This window comes from Asticcacaulis taihuensis, from assembly GCF_900100255.1.
Classification (GTDB): domain Bacteria; phylum Pseudomonadota; class Alphaproteobacteria; order Caulobacterales; family Caulobacteraceae; genus Asticcacaulis; species Asticcacaulis taihuensis.
In genome coordinates this window covers 322,119-345,473 of sequence record NZ_FMTS01000002.1, presented here as the reverse complement: position 1 = coordinate 345,473, position 23,355 = coordinate 322,119, and the positions used below count along the sequence as shown (strand labels likewise).

The window sequence follows — 23,355 nt, the reverse complement described above, 5'->3', positions numbered from 1 at the left end:
TTATGGTAGCGATATGGGCGTTCTAGGCTTGCGATTCAAGGAATTCGGTGATGGCGGCGCGCGCCTGCGGTTCGGTGAGCAGGGGGGCGTGGCCGACCCGGTCGATATCGACGCGCGAGACCTCGTTCGAGACCACCATCTTCTTCGCCTCAAGGGCATCGAGCACGTCCGACAAGGCGCCGCGGATCAGCAATATCGGGCGGCCGTGCGCCAGGCTGGCATAGCAGGGCGCCAGGTCATAGGCCGGTGAGTCCATGGTCAGGGTCTTGAAGGCGTCGGTAATACGCGGATCGTAGGCCAAGTGCAGATTGCCATCCCGGCCCTTGCGGAAGACGCGCCGGGCAAATTTCAGCCAGTCCGCCGTCGTATTATCGGGAAAAACCAGCCGATACTGTTCGGCAATGAAGGCGCTGGCGTCCTGCCAGTTGCGCATGGCGCGGCGCTGCATGGCCGCCAGGGCCGAAATCCGCGCCTGTCCCTTTGGCGCCAGCGTCGGGCCGATGTCATTCAGCACCGCCGCCTGGATCAGGTTGGGCCGCAGGGTAGACAGCACCATGGCCACCAGTCCGCCCATGGAATTGCCGATAAAGACCGCCCGGCCTATGCCTAGGGCGTCGCACAGGTCGAGAATATCCTTGGCGTAGGTCCACAGGTGGTAATTGGCGACGTCGGGATCATTTTCCGACAGGCCTCGGCCACGCAGGTCGGGCACGATGACGCGGCGGTCGAGTGCGGCAATATAGGGCGCCACCTCTTCGAAATCGCTGGAATTGCGCGTCAGGCCATGCAGGCAGATGACCGGCAGGCGCACCCGCCCGGCGGCGGCGGGATAGTCGCGGGCATAGAGGCGCAGACCGTCCTCGGTCAGCCACCAGCGATCGTGATAGAGCGGGCCTTTCTTCAAAGCGCCGGAGACCGGAGACATGACATCATGCCCGTGACTGAAGGTCTGAAGCGTCTCTTTGAGATTGATCAATCTGCCCGCCCGATTTTTTTTGGGTACGCTGTCGCAAAATCTTAACATCACTTCACGCGCCAATCATGAAAAAAATGCAAACATGAGGGTAATGATCTCCAAAGCCTTATGGCTTTGGCAAGGGCGACTGCCCGCCGCCGCCGTTGCGGCGCTTCGACCGTCTTGCTTTTTCCAAGCAAGACGAATAAAAAGGCCCTTGAGCCGGCAGGACGGCTCAGCCCCGCGAAAGACGTTTGCGTCCTCCTGTTGCAAGAGATTTGCTACACATAATCCGCTCTTTTGTGGCTTTCCGGGATGGGGAAAAGCCTTTGTACAAAGGAGACTTCCCATGCCCAAAATGGCTAAAAACGCCGCGCATGATCTCAAATCCATAGACACCTACAAACGCGACGCCGCCAGGCTGCTGAAAGCCGTGCGCGCCGATGACGCGACCGCGCGGACGCGTTTCAGCCGTCTGGAAAATGCACCGGCCGGCCTGCAACTGAAGCACGCCCTGACCGTCATCGCCCATGAGGCCGGCTTCCCGACCTGGACAGCGCTGAAAAATGCCGCCGAAGAGGTCGATTTCTCCGAAATCTTCGCAGCCCCCGGCCTGAAGGACTCGATCAATCACTGGTTCCGTAATTACGAGGAAGCCAAGGCGCATCAGACGGCCAATGGTGGCGTGCTTCTGCCTTATCGCACCCAGGCGTTCGTGACCTCGCTCGAAATCCTGCCGCGCCTGGGTTATGAGAAGGATGATCCCGACTGGGCGGATATCGGGTACGACTTCATCCGTCCCGCCTCCGAAACCGCTTTGGCGCGCATCAAGGCCCGCCTGTCGCGTCGCCTGACCGCGAAGTTCTGAGGGATTTCAAATGCCGCTTCTCAATATGGATGCTGTCCATCCGATCACCGCGCCCGATGGCACGGTGATCACCAACACGGTCTATCTGCAAAATGTCATAGACCATCCGCGTATCACGGTCGGGGCCTATTCCTATGCGTCGAATTTTACGCCGCAGACGAATTGGGCGCAGATCCTGGCGCCTTACCTCTTCCCGATCAGCAAGGAAAAGCTGGTGATTGGCAAATTCTGCCAGTTCGCTCATGGCACGACCTTCATCACCTCATCGGCCAATCATCCGATGGGCGGGTTTTCGATCTATCCGTTCCGCGTCTTCAAGCCGGAAACCATGATCGACTATATCAACCTGCCATCGCGTGACACGGTGGTCGGGCACGATGTCTGGATCGGCCATAACGCCACGATCATGCCGGGTGTTACAATCGCTTCGGGCGCGATCATCGCTTCCGGTGCCGTGGTGACGAAGGATGTCGCACCCTATACCATTGTCGGCGGCAACCCGGCGCAGGTGATCCGCCAGCGGTTCAGTGATGAAGTGATCGCTGACCTGATGGCCATTGCCTGGTGGGACTGGCCGATCGACAGGATCGAAGCCAACCTCGCCGTCATCGAAGGCGCGGATATCGAAGCCTTAAGGAGTGTAAAGTAAGAAACCCCACCACCACGCCCTTTGGGTGCGGTCCCCCTCCCCACCATAGGTGGGGAGGTACAAGGTTAGATGCGCGAGATCAGCGTATGGCGTCGAACGGGACGGGCGCCGGGGACGCGATTGAGCTTGATCAAACCCTCGGGTTCGCCCCACAGGTCATAGGCGTCGGCCTTGGTGACCTTGGCCTTGACCAGATCACCGGCTTTCAGGCCATTGAAGCCCTTCAGGAAGATATGGCCGTCGATTTCAGGCGCGTCACCGCGGGTGCGGGCGATGGCGGTGGCGTCATTGCGGATGTCGTCGACCAGACAGTCCTCGATGCGGCCCACCTTGTTGGCCAGTTTTTGCGCCGAAATACGCGAGGCCACGGCCATGAAGCGGGCCAGGCGATCCTGCTTGACCTCTTCCGGCACATGATCGGGCAGCAGCTTGGCAGCCGCGCCCTCGACGTTTTCGTAAGCGAAGGCGCCGACGCGATCGATCTGCGCCGCTTCCAGCCAGTCGAGCAGAAAGTTGAAATCGGCCTCGGTCTCGCCGGGGAAGCCGACGACGAAGGTCGAGCGCAGGGTCAGGTCGGGGCAGATTTCGCGCCACGACAGGATGCGGTCGAGCGTCTTTTCCTGATTGCCGGGGCGCTTCATCGCCCTGAGGATCTTGGGCGAGGCGTGCTGGAAGGGGATATCGAGATAGGGCAGGATCTTGCCCTCGGCCATCAGCGGAATGACCGAATTGACGTGCGGATAGGGGTATACATAGTGCATCCGCACCCAGATGCCCAGTTCGCCAAGCCCGCGCGCCAGGTCTTCAAAGCTGGCGTCCCAGTTCTGGCCGCGCCATTCGGACTGCGCATACTTGATATCGAGACCGTAGGCCGACGTATCCTGCGAGACGACCAGCAGTTCCTTGACGCCCGCCCTGGCCAGGGTCTCGGCTTCACGCAGCACATCCGCCACCGGACGCGAGGCCAGATCACCGCGCAGAGAGGGGATAATGCAGAAGGAACAGCGATGGTCGCAGCCCTCGGAGATTTTCAGATACGAATAGTGCTTCGGTGTCAGGCGCACACCGGGGCCTTCCGGCACCAGCGGGCGGAAGGGATCGGGCTTTGGCGGCACCACATTATGGACGGCGTCCATCACCGCATCATACTGGTGCGCGCCGGTGACGGCGGCGACATTGGGGAAGCGCGAACGGATCAGGTCTTCCTCGCCACCCATGCAGCCGGTGACGATGACCTTGCCGTTTTCAGCCAGGGCCTCGCCGATGGCGTTCAGGCTCTCTTCCTTGGCTGAATCGAGGAAGCCGCAGGTATTGACCACAATGACGTCGGCACCGGCATAGGAGGCCGAGGTGTCGTAGCCCTCGCCCTTCAGGCGCGTCAGAATGCGCTCGGAATCAACCAGGGCCTTTGGACAACCGAGCGAGACAAAACCGACTTTCGGCTGGGCATCCGGTTTCAATACGGCATCACTCATTACAGATAAAACTTGCTTTTTTGGGGGGAATGGGGATTAAGCCTCCCATACCGAAATTTTACGCGGGTTGAAAGTTTATTCCTCAACAGCGCCCGCAACAGGAAAATCCCATGCTGCTTTTTGCCGATACCGCCGACACCAAGATCCTTGCCGAACTGCTGGAAACCGGCCTGATCGACGGCGTCACCACCAACCCGACCCTGATCGCCAAGTCCGGCCGCAACATCCTTGAAGTCATCAAGGAAATCTGCGGCATGTGCGATGGCCCGATCTCGGCCGAGGTCGCCGCCACGGACGCCGCCACCATGATCAAGGAAGGCGAAAAGCTGGCCAAGATCGCCTCCAACGTGGTCATCAAGGTGCCGCTGACCATCGACGGCCTGAAGGCGACCAAGGAATTCTCGGCGCAAGGCCTGATGACCAATGTCACCCTGTGTTTCTCGGCCACCCAGGCCCTGCTGGCCGCCAAGGCCGGCGCCACCTACATCTCGCCGTTCGTCGGCCGTCTCGATGACCAGGGCGCTGACGGGATGCAATTGATCCACGACATCCGCGCCGTCTATGACAACTACGATTTCGATACCGAAATTCTGGCGGCTTCTCTGCGCAACAACACCCACGTCGCCCAGGCCGCCATTGCTGGCGCCGACTGCGCCACCCTGCCGCCGCAGACCTTCCGCGACATGTTCAAGCATCCGCTGACCGACAAGGGCCTGGAAACCTTCCTGTCCGACTGGAAGAGCACCGGTCAAAGCATCCTGTAAGAACCGCCCCAATAACGACAAGGCATCAAATCGGAGAGCGCCCTACTCTCCGATTTTTTCCTGCGCGGCATTCGGCATGACCTGACCGCCCTGGGGTGTGGCATTGTCAGCCGGCGGTGCCCAGAACGCCTTGGCCTGCATCCGCAGCTTGTCATCCTCATCCTGCTGGCGGATCACGTCACTGAGCACAGCCGTGGTATTGACGGTCCAGTCCACCTGCCCATGCCAGCCCGTATCGGGCCGCTCCGGCGCGACGATTGCCGCCAGGACATCAGCCTTGCCGGCACCCGCTTTCAGACGCGCCAGCCAGTCCCTGGCCGGTTTCGCCCACGGACCGGGACGGGGATCACTGGCGAGTTGATTGAAAAGCCGTGTGGCTGTCGCCATATCGCCGGATTGCGCATGAACGAGCGCGGCATTGAAGACATAGGCATCGACCTCTGGCGCGAGCTTCCAGGCCATGACGGCGGCGCCGGCGGCGTCCGCATCGATATGGTCATTGCCAGATGCACGGGCGCGATAGTACCAGAAGGCATTGGCGGCCGAGTTGGGCTCCAGACCCGAGGCTTGTGTCAGAGCGGCTTCGGCGGCCTCATAGGCATCGGGATTGTCCGTTGTTTCCGCCAGTTTCAATTCGGCGCGCCCCAAAAGATAGCTGACCTCAAAATCGGAGGGGTTCGCCGTCGCCGTTTTTTGCAGCCATGGCAGGGCCGCGCGCGGATCGCCATAAAGCATTTCGGCGCGGCTGAGCGCTATCTGCGCGACAGGATTCTCCGGATGCCTGGCCGCTTCATTGCGGATATCGTTCAGCAGGCGGCGGCCATGCGCCGCTGACGGACAGCCCTGCAAGGCGGCATTTTCCAGCATCAGATTCTCAGTTGACGCCGGCAGGTCGTCAAAGGTCACCTCCGGCAAGGGCAGGCCAGGCACGGCCATCCGGCCTGGTTTGAGCTCTTTCAGCAGGTATTTGCGCAACACCACATCCAGGCTGACCGCACTGCTGCCAAACAGGCGGCTGAATGCATCGACGCGGCTCTCTCCGGCCTGAACGGCGGCATCATAGGCTGCCAGCTTTTGCGCCCGCTCCGGCGATGAGAGAATCCAGTGGGTCAGGAGCCATGAGCGGGAGGTAAATTCAGCGGCCAGGCGCCCGTTTTCCGAGCGCGCCAGTTCGGCCGGTCCCTGATCCGTGACGCGCTGCCGGTTGCGTTTGGCCGCCACGTCATTTTGCAGGGCGCCGGTCTCGCCACGCCGGTTGCTGAACCAGTCATTGTCGTTCAGCACATCCTTGTAATCGAGGCGGCTGGGATAACGCATGTCGAGACCGCGCAGATAGGCATCCGTCGAATAGGGCGGCAGGCCCAGTATCGCCGTCTTGTCCTCGAAGCGCATGGTCGAGACATAGCGGGCATAGCCCTCGATATACCAGAGCGGGGCGCGCTGCGGGAAATGGCTGCGGAAGAAATAGCGGGCATAGGCCTGGAAGATCAGGGTCTGACCTTCATTTTCAGGCTGTTCGGCGGCATTTTGCTCCACATAGGCCGGGCCTGGCCGATAGGCGGCAAAGCCCTGGACGCCCTCTTCGCAGGCTTCATAAAGGCCGGCCGCCCGATTGGGCATCTCCGGATTGACGATGGCGAGGTCTTCGGCATCGGCGAGATAGTAGAGGGTAAATTTTGGCGCGCCGGCCGGGCCTTCGCCGATATGGGACAAGGTGTTCAGCACATAGCGAAAGCGTTCCATATTTTCGAGCAGTTCGCGGACGTGGCCGCGGCTGGTATCGCTATAGACGGTGAAATGAGGGCTCTCCGCCTTGAGCCAGTTATGCGGACGGCCAGGCTTTTCACCCTGGACGATAACCGTTGTGCTGTCGGGATTTGTGGGCGGCGTTGTTTGAGCCGATGCCGTCCCGGCCACGAACAGCATGGCGAGAAGGCCTGTAAGTGCCTGCAAATTCATCGGGCCGCGTCCTCTTTTTGGTTAATCCATACCACCTGAGCGCGCATGTCACAAGCGATGCCGCAGCCGCTTGCCAAGTCCGGGCTTTGCGATACAGTGTTATCGATAATTGGGGGAATGCTTATGCCGGAGAGTGAGGCTGGGGCCGAGTCCGATCCGCCGCCGATCCAGACGGACGCGCCGCGCCGTCTGGATATCATCGACCTGCTGCGCGGGCTGGTGCTGGTCCTGATGGTGCTGGATCACACGCGTGACTATTTCAACAAGGACGCGCTGGCCTTCGATCCGCTCGACCTGGAAAAGACGACCCCGGTCCTCTTTTTCACGCGCTGGATCACGCATCTGTGCGCCCCGACCTTCGTGTTTCTGTCAGGTGTTTCGATCTTCCTGCAACAGGCGCGCGGCAAGACCGAATGGCGGCTCACCGGCCATTTGCTGGCGCGTGGCCTGTGGCTGGTCGCGCTTGAACTCACCCTGATCAGTTTCGGCTTCAATTTCGGCTATCCGTTCTTTTTCCTGCAGGTGATCTTCGCCATTGGCGTGGGGATGATCCTGATGGCGGTGCTGCACTGGCTGCCGGGGCGCTCGGTGCTGATCATCGGCATTGCCCTGGTCGCCGGACATGGCCTGCTGGGCGGGGTAAAAGCAGAAACGCTGCAGGGCACGGACCAGGTCATCTGGCGGCTGGCTATGGAGCCAGGCGGACTGGGGAGCCTGCCCGGCATGATCGTCTATCCGGTGATCCCGTGGCTCGGCATCATGTGCCTGGGTTACGGACTGGGCTTTATATTCCAACTGGAGGCGTTGTCGCGTCGCCGTGCCATTACCCTGCTGGCCGCCGGCTTTTTGGGGCTGTTTCTGATTTTGCGCCTGCCCAATCTCTATGGCGATCAGAACCCATGGGAATGGCAGAGCAATCCCGGCCTGATGGTGCTCGATATCCTCAATGTGTCGAAATATCCGCCGTCGCTCGACTATACTTTGCTGATGCTGGGCCTGGCCATGTGCCTGTGCCTGACGTTGACGCACCTGCCGCGTCTGTTCCAGTTGCCGCTGCTGGCCTTCGGGCGGACGCCTTTCCTGACCTATCTGCTGCACATCTATATCGTCCATGGCGGGGCGCTGTTGCTCGGCCTGGTGCAGGGGATCCCGGCGGCGCATTTCGCCAACTTTCTCGGCAATCCCGGCCAACTGGCGAAGGATGGCTGGGGGATCAGCCTGTGGCAGGTCTATGTCGTCTGGCTGGTGATCTTGTGCCTGCTCTATCCGGTTTCGCGCGCCTATGCCCGCTTCCGGATGACGCATCGCCAATGGTGGCTGAGCTATCTTTAAGCCCCCGCCATGGTTTCGGCGATCGCATTGACCACGGCCTTGACCTGTTCCGCATCATCGCCTTCGGCCATGACGCGGATCAGCGGCTCGGTGCCGGAGGGGCGCACCAGCACACGGCCGGTACCCTTCAGCTTTTCCTCACCGTCACGGATGGCCTGCTTGACCGCCTCGCGTTCCATCGGGTTCTGGCCGGTGTATTTCACGTTCTTCAGCAGTTGCGGCACTGTGTCGAACTGGCGGCCAAGCTCGCTCATCGGTTTGCCGGATTCGACCCGCTCGGCCAGCACCTGAAGCGCGGCGATCAGGCCGTCGCCGGTGGTGGCGTAGTCGCTGAGGATGACGTGCCCGGATTGCTCGCCGCCGATATTGAAGCCGCCTTCGCGCATCCGTTCCATGACATAGCGGTCACCCACCTTGGTGCGCTCCAGCGACAGGCCGAGCTTCTGCATGTGGCGTTCCAGGCCGAGGTTCGACATGACCGTGGCCACCAGGCCGTTGCCCTTGAGCAGGCCCTTGCGCGCCAAAGCACCGGCGACAATCGCCATGATCTGATCGCCATCGACGATCTGGCCGTGTTCATCACAGATCACCACGCGGTCGGCGTCGCCATCGAGCGCGATGCCGATATCGGCGCGCAGTTCCTTGACCTTCTGGGCCATGGCCTGCGGCTGGGTTGAGCCGCACTTTTCATTGATGTTGAGGCCGTCCGGCGTCACGCCCAGCGGGAAGACCTCGGCGCCCAGTTCATAAAGGGCCAGCGGGGCTACCTTGTAGGCGGCGCCATTGGCGCAATCGAGTACGATGCGCAGGCCATTCAGGGTCAGGTGGCGCGGGAAGGTCGCCTTGGCGATTTCGACATAGCGCCACTGGGCGTCATCGACGCGGGCGACGCGGCCGAGCTTGTGCGGGTCGGCCACGCCGACCAGAATATTGCCATCCATGCGCGCCTCGATAGCCAACTCGACCTCATCGGAGAGCTTGTAGCCATCGGGGCCGAACAGCTTGATACCGTTATCGGCGAACGCGTTGTGCGAGGCGGAGATCATGACCCCCAGATCGGCGCGCATCGAGCGGGTCATCATCGCCACGCCGGGGGTGGGGAGGGGGCCGAACAGGCGCACATCCATGCCGACAGAGGTAAAGCCCGCCACCAGGGCCGGCTCGATCATATAGCCCGACAGGCGTGTATCCTTGCCGATGACGACCAGGTGGCGGCGGTCGGTTTCCGACATGAACATCTTGCCGGCGGCCATGCCGACGCGGTAGGCGACCTCGGCCGTCATCGGGAAGGTATTGGCCCGGCCGCGGATGCCATCGGTGCCGAAATATTTGCGGGTCTGGGTCATGGCGGGCATATGGGTGGCCATTTCTTCGTTGCGGTTGCGGATGGGGTTATAGCCGTAAACTGACAGGGCCTGGCGGTAGTCGGCCATCTTCTGGGTCAGGAGCGCGACGAAAGCGGCCTCAAGCTTGTCGACGGTTTCGGGGCGCGGCGCCTTGGTCGAACCATTCAGGGCGCGGAAAATGCTGCTCTGGGCGATGGAGGCGGCTTCGGCCACGTCTTTGATGGAAATGCCGGAGGCGCTGACGGCCGCCTGCAATTTTTCCCACTTGTTGTCGCTCATCTGACCGGCTCCTTGCGCCTGATTTCTGGCTTGATAAGCCTGCATCATCTAATTTGCAATTAATTTATTGCGTAAACGTGTGGCGTTTCTCGTCACGAATTGTAAATTTCGCGTCGTTTCGTGTGCAAATGGCAAATTTATTAAATTAATGGCGAATTTTCGATAGAAATCAGTGGGCGGGTAGCAATTTTTCGCAATACGAATTTATAGCAAATTTATTTTCCATATGCTATTTGAAAGTCGCATTTTGGCATCACTGGCGAAAAGGAGCCCGGCATATGTGCGGAATCATCGGTATTATCGGCAATGAACCCGTCGCGCCGCGTCTGCTGGAATCCCTGCGCCGCCTCGAATATCGCGGCTACGATTCAGCCGGTATCGCCGTGCAGACGGCCAAGGGCACAGAGCGCCGCCGCGCCGAGGGCAAGATCCGCAATCTGGAAACCGCTATCGAAGACGAGCCCTTAGCGGGCCAGGTCGGTATCGGCCATACGCGCTGGGCCACCCACGGCGCGCCATCGGTGCGCAATGCCCACCCGCATCATTTCGGCCAGGTGACGGTGGTCCACAACGGCATCATCGAGAACTTCGCAGAGCTGAAGGCCGGCCTGATGGCGCAAGGCGAGGTGTACGACTCTGATACGGACACCGAAGTCATCGCCCACCTTCTGAATGCCGAGCTGGCCACAGGCGCGCCCTTACGCGACGCTTTCAAGGCCACGCTCGATCGCCTGCATGGCGCCTATGCCCTGGCCATCCTGATCGACGGCGAAGATCGCACCATACTGGGCGCGCGCCGCGGCTCGCCGCTGGTCGTCGGCTGGGGCGGCGATGAGATGTATCTCGGTTCCGACGCCTTGGCCGTCGGCCCGTTTACCAACCGCGTCAGTTATCTGGAAGAAGGTGACTGGGTCGTCCTCGGCCAGAACAGCGCCGAAATCCACGATGCTGCGGGAAATCTGGTCAATCGTCCGGCCGTCACCGTTTCCGCCTCGGCCGCCCTGGTCGAAAAGGGCAGCTACCGTCACTTCATGGAAAAGGAAGTGCACGAACAGCCGGAAAGCACGCAGCGCACGCTTACCGCCTATCTCGATCCGGTGACCGGCGGTGTGCGCGCCGACATCAAGGCGGGTGTCGATTTTTCCACCGTTTCGCGTTTGCAGATCATCGCCTGCGGCACCGCCTATTATGCCGGCTCGATCGCGCGCTATGCCTTTGAAAAACTGGCCGGTTTGCCGGTCGATGTCGAGGTGGCGTCGGAATTCCGCTATCGCAGCCCGGCCATGATGCCTGGCGTTCTGGCGGTCGCCGTCTCGCAGTCGGGCGAAACCGCCGACACCCTGGCCGCCCTGCGCTGGTGCCAGTCACAGGGCCTGAAAACGGCCGCTGTGGTCAATGTCCATACCTCGACCATGGCGCGCGAAGCCGACCTGCTGTGGCCCACCCATGCCGGTCCGGAAATCGGCGTCGCTTCGACCAAGGCCTTCACTGCTCAGTTGTCGGCCCTGTTGTCGCTGGCCGTAACTGCCGCTGCCCAGCGCGGCCGGATCAATGCCGCCGAAGAAGGCCGCCTCGCGCAGGTTCTTCTTGGCGCACCTGGTCTGATCGCCGAGGCGCTCGGCATGGATGGCGACATCGTCCGCATCACAAATGACCTGTCGAAGGCGCGTGATGTCATCTATCTCGGCCGTGGCGAAACCTATCCGCTGGCGCTGGAAGGCGCGCTCAAGCTCAAGGAAATCAGCTATATCCACGCCGAAGGCTATGCCGCCGGCGAGCTGAAGCACGGCCCGATCGCCCTGATCGACGAGAACACGCCGGTGGTGGTTATTGCCCCCGATGACGAGCTGTTCGAGAAGACAGCCTCGAATGTGCAGGAGGTGGCGGCGCGCGGCGGCCGGGTGATAATGATCACCAATGCCCCGCAAAAAGTGCCGACCCTTTCCGGCGATGCCGCCAAATCGCTAAAGGTGATCCAGGCGCCGGACTGCGATCCCTTCATCGCTGCCCTGGTCTATTCGGTGCCGATCCAGCTTCTGGCCTATCACACCGCCGTCCACAAGGGCACGGATGTCGACCAGCCGCGCAACCTTGCCAAGTCGGTGACCGTGGAATAGGACTGCGCGCCTCTTTGTAAAGGCGGCGCACCATGAAACCCGACTATCTCAAAGGCTGCGGACTGGCGTTTGGCGCCGCCCTGCTCTGGGGCGTATCGGGCACGGCCGGGCAGTTCCTTTTTGCCCATCGCGGGGTCAATACCGAATGGCTGGTGGCCGTGCGGATGCTGATGGCCGGTGTACTGATGCTGGGTTTTGTGGCCCTGCGTGCGCCGCGCGACCTCTTCACCGTCTGGACCCGCCAGGCCGATGCCCTGCGCATGGCCGTCTTTGGCCTGTTCGGTATGCTGGCCGTGCAATATACTTACTTTGCCGCCATAAATGCCTCGAACGCCGCCACGGCGACCGTCCTGCAATATACCGGCCCGGTGCTGATCGTCGGCTGGTTCGCCTGGCAGAAAAAGCGCTGGCCGACACCGTTTGAATTGCTGTGCGTCGTCATGGCCGTGGCCGGCACCTTCTTCATGGTGACCCATGGCAGCCTCAACAGCCTGTCGGTCTCGAAAATGGCCCTGGTCTGGGGGCTGACCTCGGCGGTGGCCCTGGCCTTCTATTCCATCCAGCCGCTTACGCTTATGTCGCGCTATTCGCCGCCCATCGTCATCGGCTGGGGGATGCTGATCGGCGGGCTGGCGCTCAGTGTCATTCATCCGCCCTGGGCTATGGCCGGCACCTGGGATGTGCCGGCCATAGGCGCCTTCGCTTTTGTCATCGTCTTTGGCACCCTGATCCCTTTCTACGCCTATCTGACGGCGGTGCGGATCGTCGGGCCGGAAACCTCCAGCCTGCTGGCCTGCGCCGAACCGCTGGCGGCGGCCCTGATCGGCATTATCTGGCTGGGAACGCGCTTTGGCCTTTATGACTGGCTGGGCACGGCGCTGATCCTGGCCACGGTGATTTCGCTGTCCCTGCGCAAGCAGGAACCGGTCGCGCTCAAAATAGAATAGCAACTTTTTGGTTGCGCATTTCGGTGGTTGGACATAAAAAGGCAACCAAGGAGTTGCCAGATGCAGAATGAAATTCACAAGGAAATCGTGCTGAAAGCGCCGCTCGGCAAGGTCTGGGCGGCCATCAGCGATGCCGGTCAGTTCGGTCAGTGGTTCGGCGTTCGCTTTGATGGTCCGTTCAGGGCGGGCGAAAAGCTGACAGGCGTCATCGTGCCGACCACGGTCAATGACGAGGTCGCCGCCATGCAGAAACCCTATGAGGGTACGCCCTTCGAGATCGTGGTGGGCGAAATCACGCCGCAGACGCGCTTTTCGTTTTACTGGCATCCCTACGGCGTCGAGAAGGACTATGATTACAGTCAGGAGCCGATGATCCTTTGCACCTTTTCGCTTGCCGAAGTGCCGGAAGGGGTACGGCTGGTCATTACCGAAAGCGGGTTTGAAAACATTCCACTGGAGCGTCGCGCCAAGGCCTTTACCGCCAATGACGGCGGCTGGGCGGCGCAGACCAAACTGATCGAGGCTTATCTTGCCATCTGAGGCGGCGGTCTTCGCGGCCCTGGGTGACGAAACCCGGCTGGCCCTGGTCAAGCGGTTGCAGGCAGGGCCGGCCTCTATCGTCGGCCTGACCGGCGAGGCGAATATCAGCCGTCAGGCGGTCACCAAGCACCTGCATGTGCTGGAAAAGGCCGGGCTGGTCACCTGTGCTCGCCTTGGCCGCACGACGGTCTGGCAACTGGAGCGGCCGAAATTCGATGACGCCCGCCATTACCTCGACATTATCTCCCGTCAATGGGAGGGCGCCCTGGAACGCTTGCGCGTCCATGTCGAGGATTGAGAACGCGAATGGGTCTCTTTTTGCAATGCGCTCTTTTCGGGAAATTATCCGAATTTTCTGCAATAAAATCCGAAAAAAATGGCTGTAATGGGATGACAAACGAATGGGGATGCGTCATATGACCCCTCCCATCCCTCCTGCCAAAAGGCCCTGAGTTCGTCATGCGTGACTTTTACCGTATCCGCCGCCTGCCTCCCTATGTCTTCGAAGAAGTCAACAAAGTGAAGGCACGTCTGCGCGCAGCCGGTACGGATGTCATCGATTTCGGCATGGGCAATCCCGATATGGCGACCGCGCCGCATATCGTCGACAAGCTGATCGAGACGGTCCAGAAGCCGAAGACGCACGGCTATTCGGTGTCCAAGGGCGTGCAGGGTCTGCGCAAGGCGATGGCCGGCTATTATGACCGCCGCTATGGCGTCAAGCTCAATCCGGATACCGAAGTCGTCGCCACGCTCGGCTCCAAGGAAGGCTTCGCCAACCTCGCCATGGCCATCACCGCGCCGGGCGATACGGTCATCTGCCCCAACCCGGCCTATCCGATCCACGCCTTCGGTTTCCTGATGGCTGGCGGCGTGATCCGCCATGTGCCGGCCTTGTCACCGGAACAATATCTTTCCGGCATCGAAAAGGCCGTCAAGCACTCCGTGCCGACGCCTTCGGTGATGATTGTCTCCTATCCGTCGAACCCGACCGCGCAGTGGGTCGATCTCGATTTCTACAAGGAAGTCATCCGCATCGCCAAAAAACATGACCTGATCGTGCTGTCGGATATCGCCTATTCGGAGATCTATTTCGAGGACAACCCCCCGCCCTCCATCCTTCAGGTCGAGGGCGCCATCGAGCGCTCGGTCGAGATCAATTCGCTATCCAAGACCTATGCCATGGCCGGATGGCGCGTCGGCATGGTGGTCGGCAATGCCCAGATCTGCGCGGCGCTCGCCCGCGTGAAGTCCTATCTCGATTACGGCGGTTTCGCCCCGATCCAGGTGGCCGCTGCCGCCGCCCTGAATGGCCCGCAGGATAATGTGGCCGAGATCCGGGCCACCTATAAGTCGCGCCGCGATGTGCTGATCGACAGCATGAAGCGCGCCGGCTGGGATATTCCCGCGCCGCCGGCGTCCATGTTTGCCTGGGCCAAGATACCGCCGAAATTCGAGCATATGGGCTCGATGGAATTCGCCAAGATGCTGATCGAGGAGGCCCATGTGGCCGTGGCGCCGGGCCTCGGCTTTGGCGAATATGGCGAAGGCTATGTCCGTCTCGGCCTGGTCGAGAACGAGGCGCGTATCCGCCAGGCGGCCCGAAACGTGAAAAAGCTGCTTCTGCCGAACGATAAGCCGGAAAAGGCGGCGGAAAAAGTATAACTTTTTCTGCCCGTTGTCCGCGCACGGACAATTTCAAAACTGTCTCAAAATAAATTGATCGCAGGGGTGACAAGGCTGTCATCCCTGCATTAAGCGTCTTTACGGTCACAGCCGGGAGGCGAGTGCATTAAGTTTTGCTTAATTTTTTTGACTCGCCGCTTTGAATAGGTTTCACTCTTCATTGTGCAGCGCACTGTCTTTTGCAGAACCCTGATAATTTTTACCAGGTTTCCGCATGGCGGTCAGGGCCCCTTCCCCTTAGCTGTTGCAAGCGAAATGAAGCCAGAGGTGCCAGCGTGGTCAGTTTAGAGTTCGATCTGAATACCGATTCCGAACAGGATGCCTTCTTTGGCGCTTTTTTCAAATTTGTCGAAGCCGCTGCCGTGAATGATGCCGATGCCATTTCGGTGCGCTCTGATCCGGCCGGCGATCATCAGATCAAGGTCGTGACCTTCGAGGACAAGGACCAGGCCGATCAATTCCAGTCCTATTGGTCGCAGCGCCGCAAATGGCTTGGCCTTTAAGCCGGTAAGCCTGTATAGGCAGGCTTTTCCTGCCGGTTTATGACATGCTGGGCCTGCGACACCTTCCACTGAAATATCGTCTGCCGCTGATCCACGGCACGCTCAACCTGCTGGGCCGGGCGAAGGCGCGCGGCTGGAATAAGGCGACAGGCGAAGGGTTGGCAAAAGGGCCTCTGGTCGTTTCCGCCTTCTTTAATGAAAGCACTGGCGTGGCCCAGGGCGGCCGCCTGAGCGCCAATGCCTTCCGGGCGGCGGGCTATGATCTCATCGAACACGATATCCGCCCCTGTTTTAAACACTATATCGGCGAAGGCGCCGAACTGCCGGGAAAGGGCGGCGTGTGGTATATCCATGCCAATGCCCCGGAGGTTCTGGTAGCCCTGATGGCGCATGATCCGGCGCAGTGGGTCGATCGTTACCGCATCGCCTACTGGGCTTGGGAAACGCCTAAGGCGCCGCGCGACTGGATATTGGTTGCTGATTACCTGCATGAAATCTGGGTGCCGAGCCGGTTTGTGCATGATGCCCTGGTGGCCACCTTCAATGATGCCCTGCGCGCCGACCTGATCCCGCGCCTGCGCCTGATGCCGCATCCGGTGCCGCTGCCTCCGCCGGCGCGTCACGCCTTGTCCCGCGCGAAGTTCGGCCTTTCGGATGAGTTGTGCGAGGCGCTGTGCCTGTTCGATACCAAGTCGTCGGCGGCGCGTAAAAACCCCTGGGGCGTTCTGGTCGCCTGGCAAGAAGCCTTTCCCGAAGAAAACCCGGTGGCCCGCCTGACGGTGAAGGTCAGTGACCTTTCCGATGACCGCGCCACCGAGCGCCGTCTGTTGGCCATTGCCGCCAAACGCAGCGACATCCGCATCATGGACCAGCGCCTGAGCGAGGCCGATATGGAAGCCTATATCGGTGCCTTCGATATTCTGGTGTCGCTGCATCGCGCCGAGGGTTTTGGCCTGACGCTTGCCGAAGCGATGGCGGCGGGCGTGGCGGTGATCGCCACCGACTGGTCGGGCAATATCGATTTCATGACGCCCAAAAACTCGCGGCTGATCAAGTCATCGCTTATACCCGTCTCCGATCCGGAAGGCGGTTACAGCATGGTCAAACGTGACCCGATGCAGGTCTGGGCCGATCCGCACATATTTGAAGCGGTGACCGACATCCGGCAACTGACCGACCAGCCGGCCTTACGCAAGGCATTGGGCGCGGCCGGCGTGCAGGCAATCCGTGACCTCCACGCGCCGTGGCGGCATGATGAACTGGCGGCATTACCGTTCAATAGCTGGCTTTAGGCCGCTCGCACGGTTGCCAGAAAATCCAGAGCCGTTGCCTTCAGGGCTTCGGTCTGTGTTGTCAACTGCCTGACTTCCCTCAGGGCGCCTTCCGCCTGATAGCCCGTTTGCCCGGCCGTCGTCCGAACCTCATCCACGGCCTCTGTGATATCGCTTGTTTTCATCGCAACCTCGGCCGTGGCGCGTGAAATCTCGCCGACCGCGGAGGTTTGTTGGCCGACCGACTGTGAAATGGTGCCGGAGATATCACTTAGCCCTACAACCATCCCGGAGATGGTGCTCATCGCTTCCGCCGCATGTCCGGTGGCTTCCTGAACCGCCCTGATCTGCCCCCGTATCTCTTCGGTCGCCAAGGCGGTTTGTTGAGCCAGCGCCTTCACCTCTGTAGCCACCACGCTGAAACCCCGGCCAGCCGTGTCGGCGCGGGCGGCCTCGATCGTGGCGTTTAGCGCCAGCAGGTTGGTTTGGGCAGTGATCCGCGTGATCAATTCAATCGTGGTGCCGATGCGACTGGCCGCCATATTCATTTCTTCCACGCAGGCCATGGTTTCCTGCGCCTTGGCGGCTGCTGCGGCGGCCGCTTCGGACGCCTGCGTCGCCTGATCGGAGATGGCGCTGGATGAGGCCGCCATTTCCTCTGTGGCGCCGGCAACGGACTGAATATTGCCACTCGCGGTTTCCATGGCCTGGGCGACATCATGACTGCGGTTTCTTGTCTGGCCCGCCTGAGCACTTAGTTCCATTGCCGTTCTGCCAAGGGCCTGGGTGGATTGGCCCAGCCCCTCGATAATACCTAAGACCGAGGTCTCGAAATGGTCTGCCATATCGAGCATGGCGGCGCGACGTGCCGTGATGCTCTCCTCTTCCAGCCGATGCTGGGTCAGGCGCATTTCCTCCGTTTCCGCCAGATTCCGGCGAAAGGCAATCAGTGTCTGGACAATGACGCCCGTCTCGTGAAGGTCGGACTGGTACGGGATATCGCTGACCGTTTCGCCCTTTACCAGTCTCTGCATCATACCGGACAGGACCTTGAGGCGGCGCGACAGGCCAGTTGCTATGATTATGGTCAGGCAGAGAGCGACCACAAGAACCCCAAGGGCTACGCCCAGTTCGGTCATCAGGCGACGGGTTTCCTTTGCAATGCGCCGCGCCAGAATTGTCTCCAGATCGTCGCGGCCATGTCCGAAAAACGTATCGGCAGCGCCAACAAACTGGCTGTAGGCCGCCTGATCCGGGGCTTGCTCCAATTGTTTCGCCGCCGTCGAAAGCGCCTCAAGGGCCGCCTGTGTCTCCGGTGAAAGGGATTTGCGCCGACTATACTGACCCGATTTATCCGCCGATGCTTTCAGGCGGGCCATTTCTGTAGCGAACAGGGTTCGGTGCATCAATCGAGCCGCGTCCTCATCCCCGGAATCCGGTGCGGCAAATGCAGCCTGTCCTTCGACGAGCAGGGCTGGCAGTTTCACGGCCACGGCGTCCATCAGGTAATAGCTGTCCAAATTAGGATCGAGGGTCAGGTTGGACTGATCGGCGATACGGGCGATCTGTTCATTGATAACGGTCAGGCGCTCGCCATCCTTACGGCTTCCATCGCGGGCATCGGCAATCACATCTGGCCACAGGGTTTTCAGTTGGCGCGTGCCATTGACTTCCGTATTGGCAAAATCGATCGTTGTATGATGGGTTTGGTAAAGCAGATAACCGGTGAAAAGAACCGGTAAAATCATAAGAAAGCCCAATAACCACATCCGGCCGGTGATTGTGATCCGCCGGTTTATCACATCCCCAAATTGTTTCATTGCCTCAAAACAACCCCATGTAATAATTGCATTTTTAACGATATCGTCGTTACCGGAATGAGGCATGGCAATTAATGAGGTCTTAAAATTTATCCTGAACCCGCAAATTTCCATATTATTGCTAAGGTTATTTTTTGTCGGAAATTTTCCTGCGTCGCTTTATGCGACAGGGCGGCGTCAAAACTGGTGAAAAGGGCGGGGTCGGATACATGACTTGACTCTGGCCCACTTTTCCGTCAAAGACACCGCCACATCCGCGCAAGACTTGCGCTTCATGCAAAAACCCTTTGCCAATACGAGCTTCGACACGGATCGAACGGGGGATTGGGAAGGCGCCCCGACAGCGCGTTGCGCCCTCGGGGATTTTGTTTTTGCGTAAAGTTCAGGAAACGCACGGCTCCAGATTAAAGGTTTTTGGCCATGTTCGACAGCTTGAACGACCGTCTGTCCGGTTTGTTTGACCGCCTCAGCGGACGCGGCGTCCTTTCGGAAAAGGACGTCGACGAAGCCCTGCGCGAAGTGCGCGTCGCCCTGCTGGAAGCCGACGTTGCCCTGCCGGTGGTGCGCCAGTTCATGACGCGCGCCAAGGAACTGGCTACCGGTGAAGCCATTATCAAGGCGGTCAAACCCGCTGACCAGGTGGTCAAGATCGTCTATGACGGCCTGATCGACATGCTGGGCGGCGAGGAGCCGGTGCCGGTCAACCTCAATGCCGTGCCGCCCGTCGTCATCCTGATGGCGGGTCTGCAAGGTTCCGGTAAGACGACTACCTCCGCCAAACTGGCCCTGCGACTGACGAAGTTCGACCGCAAGAAGGTCATGATGGCGTCGCTCGATACGCGTCGTCCGGCCGCCATGGAGCAGTTGAAGCTGCTGGGCGAGCAGACGGGTGTTGATGTGCTGCCGATCGTGGCCGGACAAAGTCCGGCTGAAATCACCCGCCGCGCCCTGCAATCGGCCAAGCTCCAGGGCTATGATGTCCTGATCCTCGATACCGCCGGTCGCACCACGCTCGACGAAGCCCTGATGGCCGAGGCCGCCGAGATCGCCAAGATATCGAACCCGACCGAAACCTTCCTCGTCGCCGACAGTCTCACCGGTCAGGACGCCGTGCGCACGGCCACCGCCTTTCATGAGCGCCTGCCGCTGACCGGCCTGATCCTGACCCGCGCCGATGGTGACGGCCGGGGCGGCGCCATGCTCTCCATGCGCGCCGTCACCGGCCTGCCGATCAAGTATCTCGGCGCCGGTGAAAAGGTCGAGGCGCTCGATGTCTTCGATGCCCGCCGGATCGCCGGCCGTATCCTCGGCCAGGGCGATATCGTCGCCCTCGTTGAAAAGGCCGCGCAGGAGCTGGACGCCTCCAAGGCCGAGGCCATGGCGCGCAAGATGGCCAAGGGCCAGTTCGATCTCGATGATCTCTCCGCCCAGCTTCAGCAAATGAAGAAGATGGGCGGCATGACCGGCATTATGGGCATGTTGCCTGGCGTGCAGAAGGTCAAGAAGCAGATCGAGGAATCCAACTTCTCCGACAAGATTTTCGACCGCCAGGTGGCCATCATCTCCTCGATGACCAAGCTGGAGCGCAAGAAGCCGGACCTGCTCAATGCCTCGCGCAAGCGCCGGATCGCGGCTGGCGCCGGCGTCGATGTCGCCGAGATCAACCGCCTTCTCAAACAGCACCGCCAGATGGCCGACACCTTCAAGATGATGTCGCGCTCCAATGGCCGCGGCGCCATGGGGCAGATGGCGAAAATGTTTGGCCTGGGCGGCCCCGGAATGGGCGGGGGCGGGCAACCCAACATGGCCGATATCGCAAAGAAGATGGGCGTCAATACCCAGGCAGGCCCCGGCGGAAACCCGCTGGAAGGTCTGAATCCAGCGCTTGATCTCGATAAACTGAAAGCTTTGGGCGGCGGGAAACTCCCCGGCGCCACACCACCATCGGGCCTGTTTGGCGGCCTGCCGGGTCTCCCCGGTGCAAAGCCATTCGACCCCACAAAGAAATAGCACCTTACAAAGTTAGGATACTGAAATGCTTAAGATTCGTCTGTCCCGCGGTGGCTCCAAGAAGCGCCCTTACTATACCATCGTCATCGCTGATGCCGCCGCCCCGCGCGACGGCAAGTTCATCGAAAAGGTGGGCACCTATAACCCGATGCTGCCGAAGGACGCCCAGCGCGTGACCCTGAAGGTCGAGCGCATCGCCGAATGGCTCAAGAAGGGCGCGCAGCCGACCGACCGCGTCGCGCGCTTCCTGTCGCAAGAAGGCCTGGTGAAGTGGGAACACGGCAACAACCCGAATAAGGGCCAGCCGGGCAAGAAGGCCCAGGAGCGCGCTGCCGAGCGCGCCCAGCGTGAACAGGATCGCCTGGATGCCGAAGCCGCTGCCAAGGCTGAAGCTGAAGAAGCCAAGGCCGCCGCTGCCGCCGCTCCGGCCGAAGATGCTCCGGCCGCTGAAGAAGAAGCCCCGGCTTCAGAATAAGCGTCCGCTATCTGGAATTGGAAAAGGGCCGGGATTGCCTCCCGGCCCTTTTTCTGTATAGGAACGCCTTATGACCAAACCCGATCTGATTTTCGTCGCGCAGGTGAGCGCCGCCGTCGGCCTGCAGGGCGAATTCAAGCTGCTGAGCTTTATGGAAGATCCGTTCAGCGTGCTGGAATACAGCCCCCTTCTGAATGAAAAGGGCGAACCGGCCCTGGTCATCACCAAGGCGCGCGAACACAAGGGCACGCTGGTGGTAAAGGCCGAGGATGTGCCCGATCGCACCGCCGCCGACAAGATCAAGGGGCTGAAGCTCTATATCGACCGCGCTGATCTACCCGAAGCGGAAGAAGGCGAATATTACATCACCGACCTGATCGGCATGAAGGCGTATGATGCTTCGGGTGCCGAGGTCGGCCGGGTTATGAATGTCGATAATTTCGGCGCCGGCGACCTGCTCGATATCAAGCCGCTGGAAGGGCCGAGCTTCTACCTGCTCTTTACCGACGAGAACGTGCCGGAAGTCGACCTCGAAGCGAAGCGCATTGTGGTCGACCTCGCCGGCATCTAGGCGTGAATCCCGCCGGCGACTTCGATGCGCTGGCCATTGATCCAGCCGGCTTCGTCCGACAGCAGCAGCGCCACCGCGCCGCCGATATCATCCGGCAGGCCGACGCGGCCCAGCGGCGTCTGTTTGGCGATGGTGGCATTGATATCGGCATTATCGCGCACGCGGCCACCGCCGAAATCTGTCTCGATCGCCCCCGGCGCGATGGCGTTGACCGTGATGCGGCGCGGCCCCAGTTCCAACGCCATGTAGCGCGTCAGGGCGTCGATGGCCGCCTTGGTGGCGCCATAGATCGAAGAACCGGGATAGCTGAAGCGGGCCAGGCCGGAGGACAGGTTGAGGATGCGGCCGCCGTCTTTGATCAGCGGCAACAAGGCCTGTGTCAGGAAGACAACGCCCTTGAAATGGACATTGATGATGCCGTCGAACTGGGCCTCGGTGACCTCGGCAAAGGGCGCGTAAAGCGCCATGCCGGCATTATTGATCAGGAAGTCGAAATCATCGCGGCCCCAGTTGGCTTTCAGCGCATCCTTCACCTGCGCGGCAAAGGCGGGAAAGCTGGCCGATACACCCGTGTCGAGTGGCAGGGCTACGGCCTTGCGGCCCATAAGCTTCAGTTCCTCGATCAGGCTGTCGGCCTCGTCCCTGCGCTCACGATAGGTGAAGAGGATGTTCGTGCCTTTGGCGGCCAGATGATGGGCCATGTTGCGGCCGAGGCCGCGGCTGCCACCGGTGATGAGGGCGATCTTGTTGGTCATGGAAAGTCTCCTTGAGTTGTTGATTACGGTGTACTGTTTTTCATTTCGATGATAAATTAGCCATTTCAGACATCACTGTTCGGAAAATATGAACAATGAATCGCCTTGAAGCCATGTCCCTGTTTGTCCGGGTTGCGGAGTTGCAAAGCTTCACGGCGGCGGCGCTGTCGCTCGGCCTGCCGAAATCAAGTGCTTCCCAGGCCGTCAGCCAGTTGGAAGCGCATCTGAAGGTGCAACTGCTATATCGCACAACGCGACGGGTTCAGCTGACCCATGACGGGCAAGCCTATTACGAGCGCTGCCGCGAGGTGCTGGCGGAACTGGATGAACTGGACTCGATGTTTTCCCAGACCAGTGATCTGACCGGCGCCCTGCGTGTCGACATGCCGGTCAGCCTGGCGCGCAATTTCCTGGTGCCGCGTCTGCCGGAATTTATGAACCGTCATCCTGGCTTGGAAATTGAACTCTCCTGCACCGACCGGCGGGTCGATGTGGTGGCGGAGGGGTTCGATTGCGTGATCCGCGTAGGTGCGCTGGCCGATTCCGCCCTGATGACACGGCCGCTGGGCTTCATGCACATGGGCAACTATGCCAGCCCGGCCTATCTGGCGCGGCATGGCGAACCCAAAACGCTTGATGACCTGAAGGACCATCACCTGATCCATTATGCCCTGACGCTCGGCAGCAAGCCTTTTGGCTTCGAATACCGCGATGGCGATGAATACAGAGTCGTCGATATGCCGGGGCGCATTACGGTCAACAATACCGAAGCTTTCAGCGCTGCCGCCCTGGCGGGGCTTGGCATCCTGCAATCGCCACGCACTGGCAACCGTCATCATATGGCGGAGGGCCGACTGGTGGAAATCCTGCCGCAATATGAGGCCGAACCCTTGCCGGTATCACTGGTCTATCCCCGCCGCCGCCATCAGGCGCGCCGGGTCCGTGCCTTCATGGACTGGGTAAGCGAGATCATGCGCGATTATCTGGACTAATTTCGCGTGAGATGTAATTCTCTGAACAATCACAACAAAGA

21 protein-coding genes are annotated in these 23,355 nt (G+C 60.5%); 15 read left to right on the top strand and 6 right to left on the bottom strand.

The features are described 5' to 3' along the window. Positions 1-22: 22 nt before the first annotated feature. Entirely contained in the window at positions 23-976 is a 954-nt protein-coding gene (locus BLO49_RS08375) for an alpha/beta fold hydrolase (RefSeq protein ID WP_245678945.1), read from the bottom strand. Between the two features lie 328 nt (positions 977-1,304). On the opposite strand from BLO49_RS08375, the gene BLO49_RS08370 reads away from it, so the two are divergent. Together BLO49_RS08370 and BLO49_RS08365 are read left to right on the top strand one after the other, a co-directional pair. Next, a complete protein-coding gene (locus BLO49_RS08370) occupies positions 1,305-1,823 on the top strand; it encodes a hypothetical protein (RefSeq protein WP_245678944.1) in 519 nt (172 codons plus the stop codon). A 10-nt stretch (positions 1,824-1,833) separates the two neighbouring features. After that, positions 1,834-2,472, top strand: a complete 639-nt coding sequence (locus BLO49_RS08365) for a CatB-related O-acetyltransferase (RefSeq protein ID WP_090646951.1) — start codon at positions 1,834-1,836, stop codon at positions 2,470-2,472. Between the two features lie 65 nt (positions 2,473-2,537). Here the strand turns inward: BLO49_RS08365 and rimO are convergent, their stop codons facing one another. Then, on the bottom strand, positions 2,538-3,947 hold the full coding sequence (gene rimO / locus BLO49_RS08360; protein ID WP_090646948.1) for a 30S ribosomal protein S12 methylthiotransferase RimO: 1,410 nt from the start codon (positions 3,945-3,947) through the stop codon (positions 2,538-2,540). A 110-nt stretch (positions 3,948-4,057) separates the two neighbouring features. Here rimO and fsa point away from each other — a divergent pair, with 110 nt between their 5' ends. Then, on the top strand, positions 4,058-4,711 hold the full coding sequence (fsa, locus tag BLO49_RS08355) for a fructose-6-phosphate aldolase (protein ID WP_090646946.1): 654 nt from the start codon (positions 4,058-4,060) through the stop codon (positions 4,709-4,711). Positions 4,712-4,753: 42 nt separating this feature from the next. Here the strand turns inward: fsa and BLO49_RS08350 are convergent, their stop codons facing one another. Next, on the bottom strand, positions 4,754-6,670 hold the full coding sequence (locus BLO49_RS08350; RefSeq protein ID WP_090646943.1) for a tetratricopeptide repeat protein: 1,917 nt from the start codon (positions 6,668-6,670) through the stop codon (positions 4,754-4,756). A 123-nt stretch (positions 6,671-6,793) separates the two neighbouring features. Between BLO49_RS08350 and BLO49_RS08345 the strand changes: the two genes are divergently transcribed. Further along, positions 6,794-8,002: an acetyltransferase domain-containing protein gene (locus BLO49_RS08345; RefSeq protein WP_245678943.1), complete on the top strand. Its 1,209-nt coding sequence runs from the start codon at positions 6,794-6,796 to the stop codon at positions 8,000-8,002. Here BLO49_RS08345 and glmM read toward each other — a convergent pair. Continuing rightward, a complete protein-coding gene (gene glmM, locus BLO49_RS08340; protein WP_342670332.1) occupies positions 7,999-9,627 on the bottom strand; it encodes a phosphoglucosamine mutase in 1,629 nt (542 codons plus the stop codon). The two genes, BLO49_RS08345 and glmM, sit on opposite strands and share 4 nt — an antisense overlap. Before the next feature lie 278 nt (positions 9,628-9,905). Here glmM and glmS point away from each other — a divergent pair, with 278 nt between their 5' ends. From glmS to BLO49_RS08305, 7 genes are all read left to right on the top strand, one after another. Beyond that, positions 9,906-11,744, top strand: a complete 1,839-nt coding sequence (gene glmS, locus BLO49_RS08335; RefSeq protein ID WP_090646941.1) for a glutamine--fructose-6-phosphate transaminase (isomerizing) — start codon at positions 9,906-9,908, stop codon at positions 11,742-11,744. 32 nt (positions 11,745-11,776) lie between these two features. Further along, the gene (locus BLO49_RS08330) at positions 11,777-12,691 is read left to right on the top strand and encodes an EamA family transporter (protein WP_090646938.1); all 915 of its coding nucleotides are present in this window, start codon (positions 11,777-11,779) and stop codon (positions 12,689-12,691) included. Positions 12,692-12,751: 60 nt separating this feature from the next. Beyond that, on the top strand, positions 12,752-13,231 hold the full coding sequence (locus tag BLO49_RS08325; RefSeq protein WP_090646936.1) for an SRPBCC family protein: 480 nt from the start codon (positions 12,752-12,754) through the stop codon (positions 13,229-13,231). Next, positions 13,221-13,529: an ArsR/SmtB family transcription factor gene (locus BLO49_RS08320; RefSeq protein ID WP_090646933.1), complete on the top strand. Its 309-nt coding sequence runs from the start codon at positions 13,221-13,223 to the stop codon at positions 13,527-13,529. The genes BLO49_RS08325 and BLO49_RS08320 overlap by 11 nt, the downstream gene beginning before the upstream one ends. A gap of 161 nt (positions 13,530-13,690) precedes the next feature. After that, a complete protein-coding gene (locus tag BLO49_RS08315; RefSeq protein WP_090646930.1) occupies positions 13,691-14,896 on the top strand; it encodes an LL-diaminopimelate aminotransferase in 1,206 nt (401 codons plus the stop codon). Between the two features lie 296 nt (positions 14,897-15,192). Next, positions 15,193-15,420 (top strand): hypothetical protein, encoded by a 228-nt coding sequence (locus BLO49_RS08310; RefSeq protein ID WP_090646928.1) that lies wholly within the window; start codon positions 15,193-15,195, stop codon positions 15,418-15,420. A 44-nt stretch (positions 15,421-15,464) separates the two neighbouring features. Then, complete coding sequence (locus BLO49_RS08305) at positions 15,465-16,712, top strand: glycosyltransferase (protein ID WP_090646925.1); 1,248 nt, start codon at positions 15,465-15,467, stop codon at positions 16,710-16,712. On the opposite strand, the gene BLO49_RS08300 is transcribed toward BLO49_RS08305, so the two are convergent. Continuing rightward, a complete protein-coding gene (locus BLO49_RS08300; RefSeq protein ID WP_245678942.1) occupies positions 16,709-18,439 on the bottom strand; it encodes a methyl-accepting chemotaxis protein in 1,731 nt (576 codons plus the stop codon). The genes BLO49_RS08305 and BLO49_RS08300 overlap by 4 nt on opposite strands. 492 nt (positions 18,440-18,931) lie before the next feature. On the opposite strand from BLO49_RS08300, the gene ffh reads away from it, so the two are divergent. The 3 genes from ffh (at position 18,932) to rimM (ending at position 21,567) form a co-directional block, all read left to right on the top strand. Next, a complete protein-coding gene (gene ffh / locus BLO49_RS08295; protein ID WP_090646921.1) occupies positions 18,932-20,521 on the top strand; it encodes a signal recognition particle protein in 1,590 nt (529 codons plus the stop codon). A 25-nt stretch (positions 20,522-20,546) separates the two neighbouring features. Further along, positions 20,547-20,996, top strand: coding sequence for a 30S ribosomal protein S16 (gene rpsP, locus BLO49_RS08290; RefSeq protein WP_090646919.1), 450 nt, complete (start codon positions 20,547-20,549; stop codon positions 20,994-20,996). A 70-nt stretch (positions 20,997-21,066) separates the two neighbouring features. Further along, a complete protein-coding gene (gene rimM / locus BLO49_RS08285) occupies positions 21,067-21,567 on the top strand; it encodes a ribosome maturation factor RimM (protein WP_090646916.1) in 501 nt (166 codons plus the stop codon). Here the strand turns inward: rimM and BLO49_RS08280 are convergent. Continuing rightward, positions 21,564-22,322 (bottom strand): SDR family NAD(P)-dependent oxidoreductase, encoded by a 759-nt coding sequence (locus BLO49_RS08280; RefSeq protein WP_090646914.1) that lies wholly within the window; start codon positions 22,320-22,322, stop codon positions 21,564-21,566. The two genes, rimM and BLO49_RS08280, sit on opposite strands and share 4 nt — an antisense overlap. Before the next feature lie 95 nt (positions 22,323-22,417). On the opposite strand from BLO49_RS08280, the gene BLO49_RS08275 reads away from it, so the two are divergent. Further along, entirely contained in the window at positions 22,418-23,314 is an 897-nt protein-coding gene (locus tag BLO49_RS08275; RefSeq protein WP_090646912.1) for a LysR family transcriptional regulator, read from the top strand. Positions 23,315-23,355: the final 41 nt, after the last annotated feature.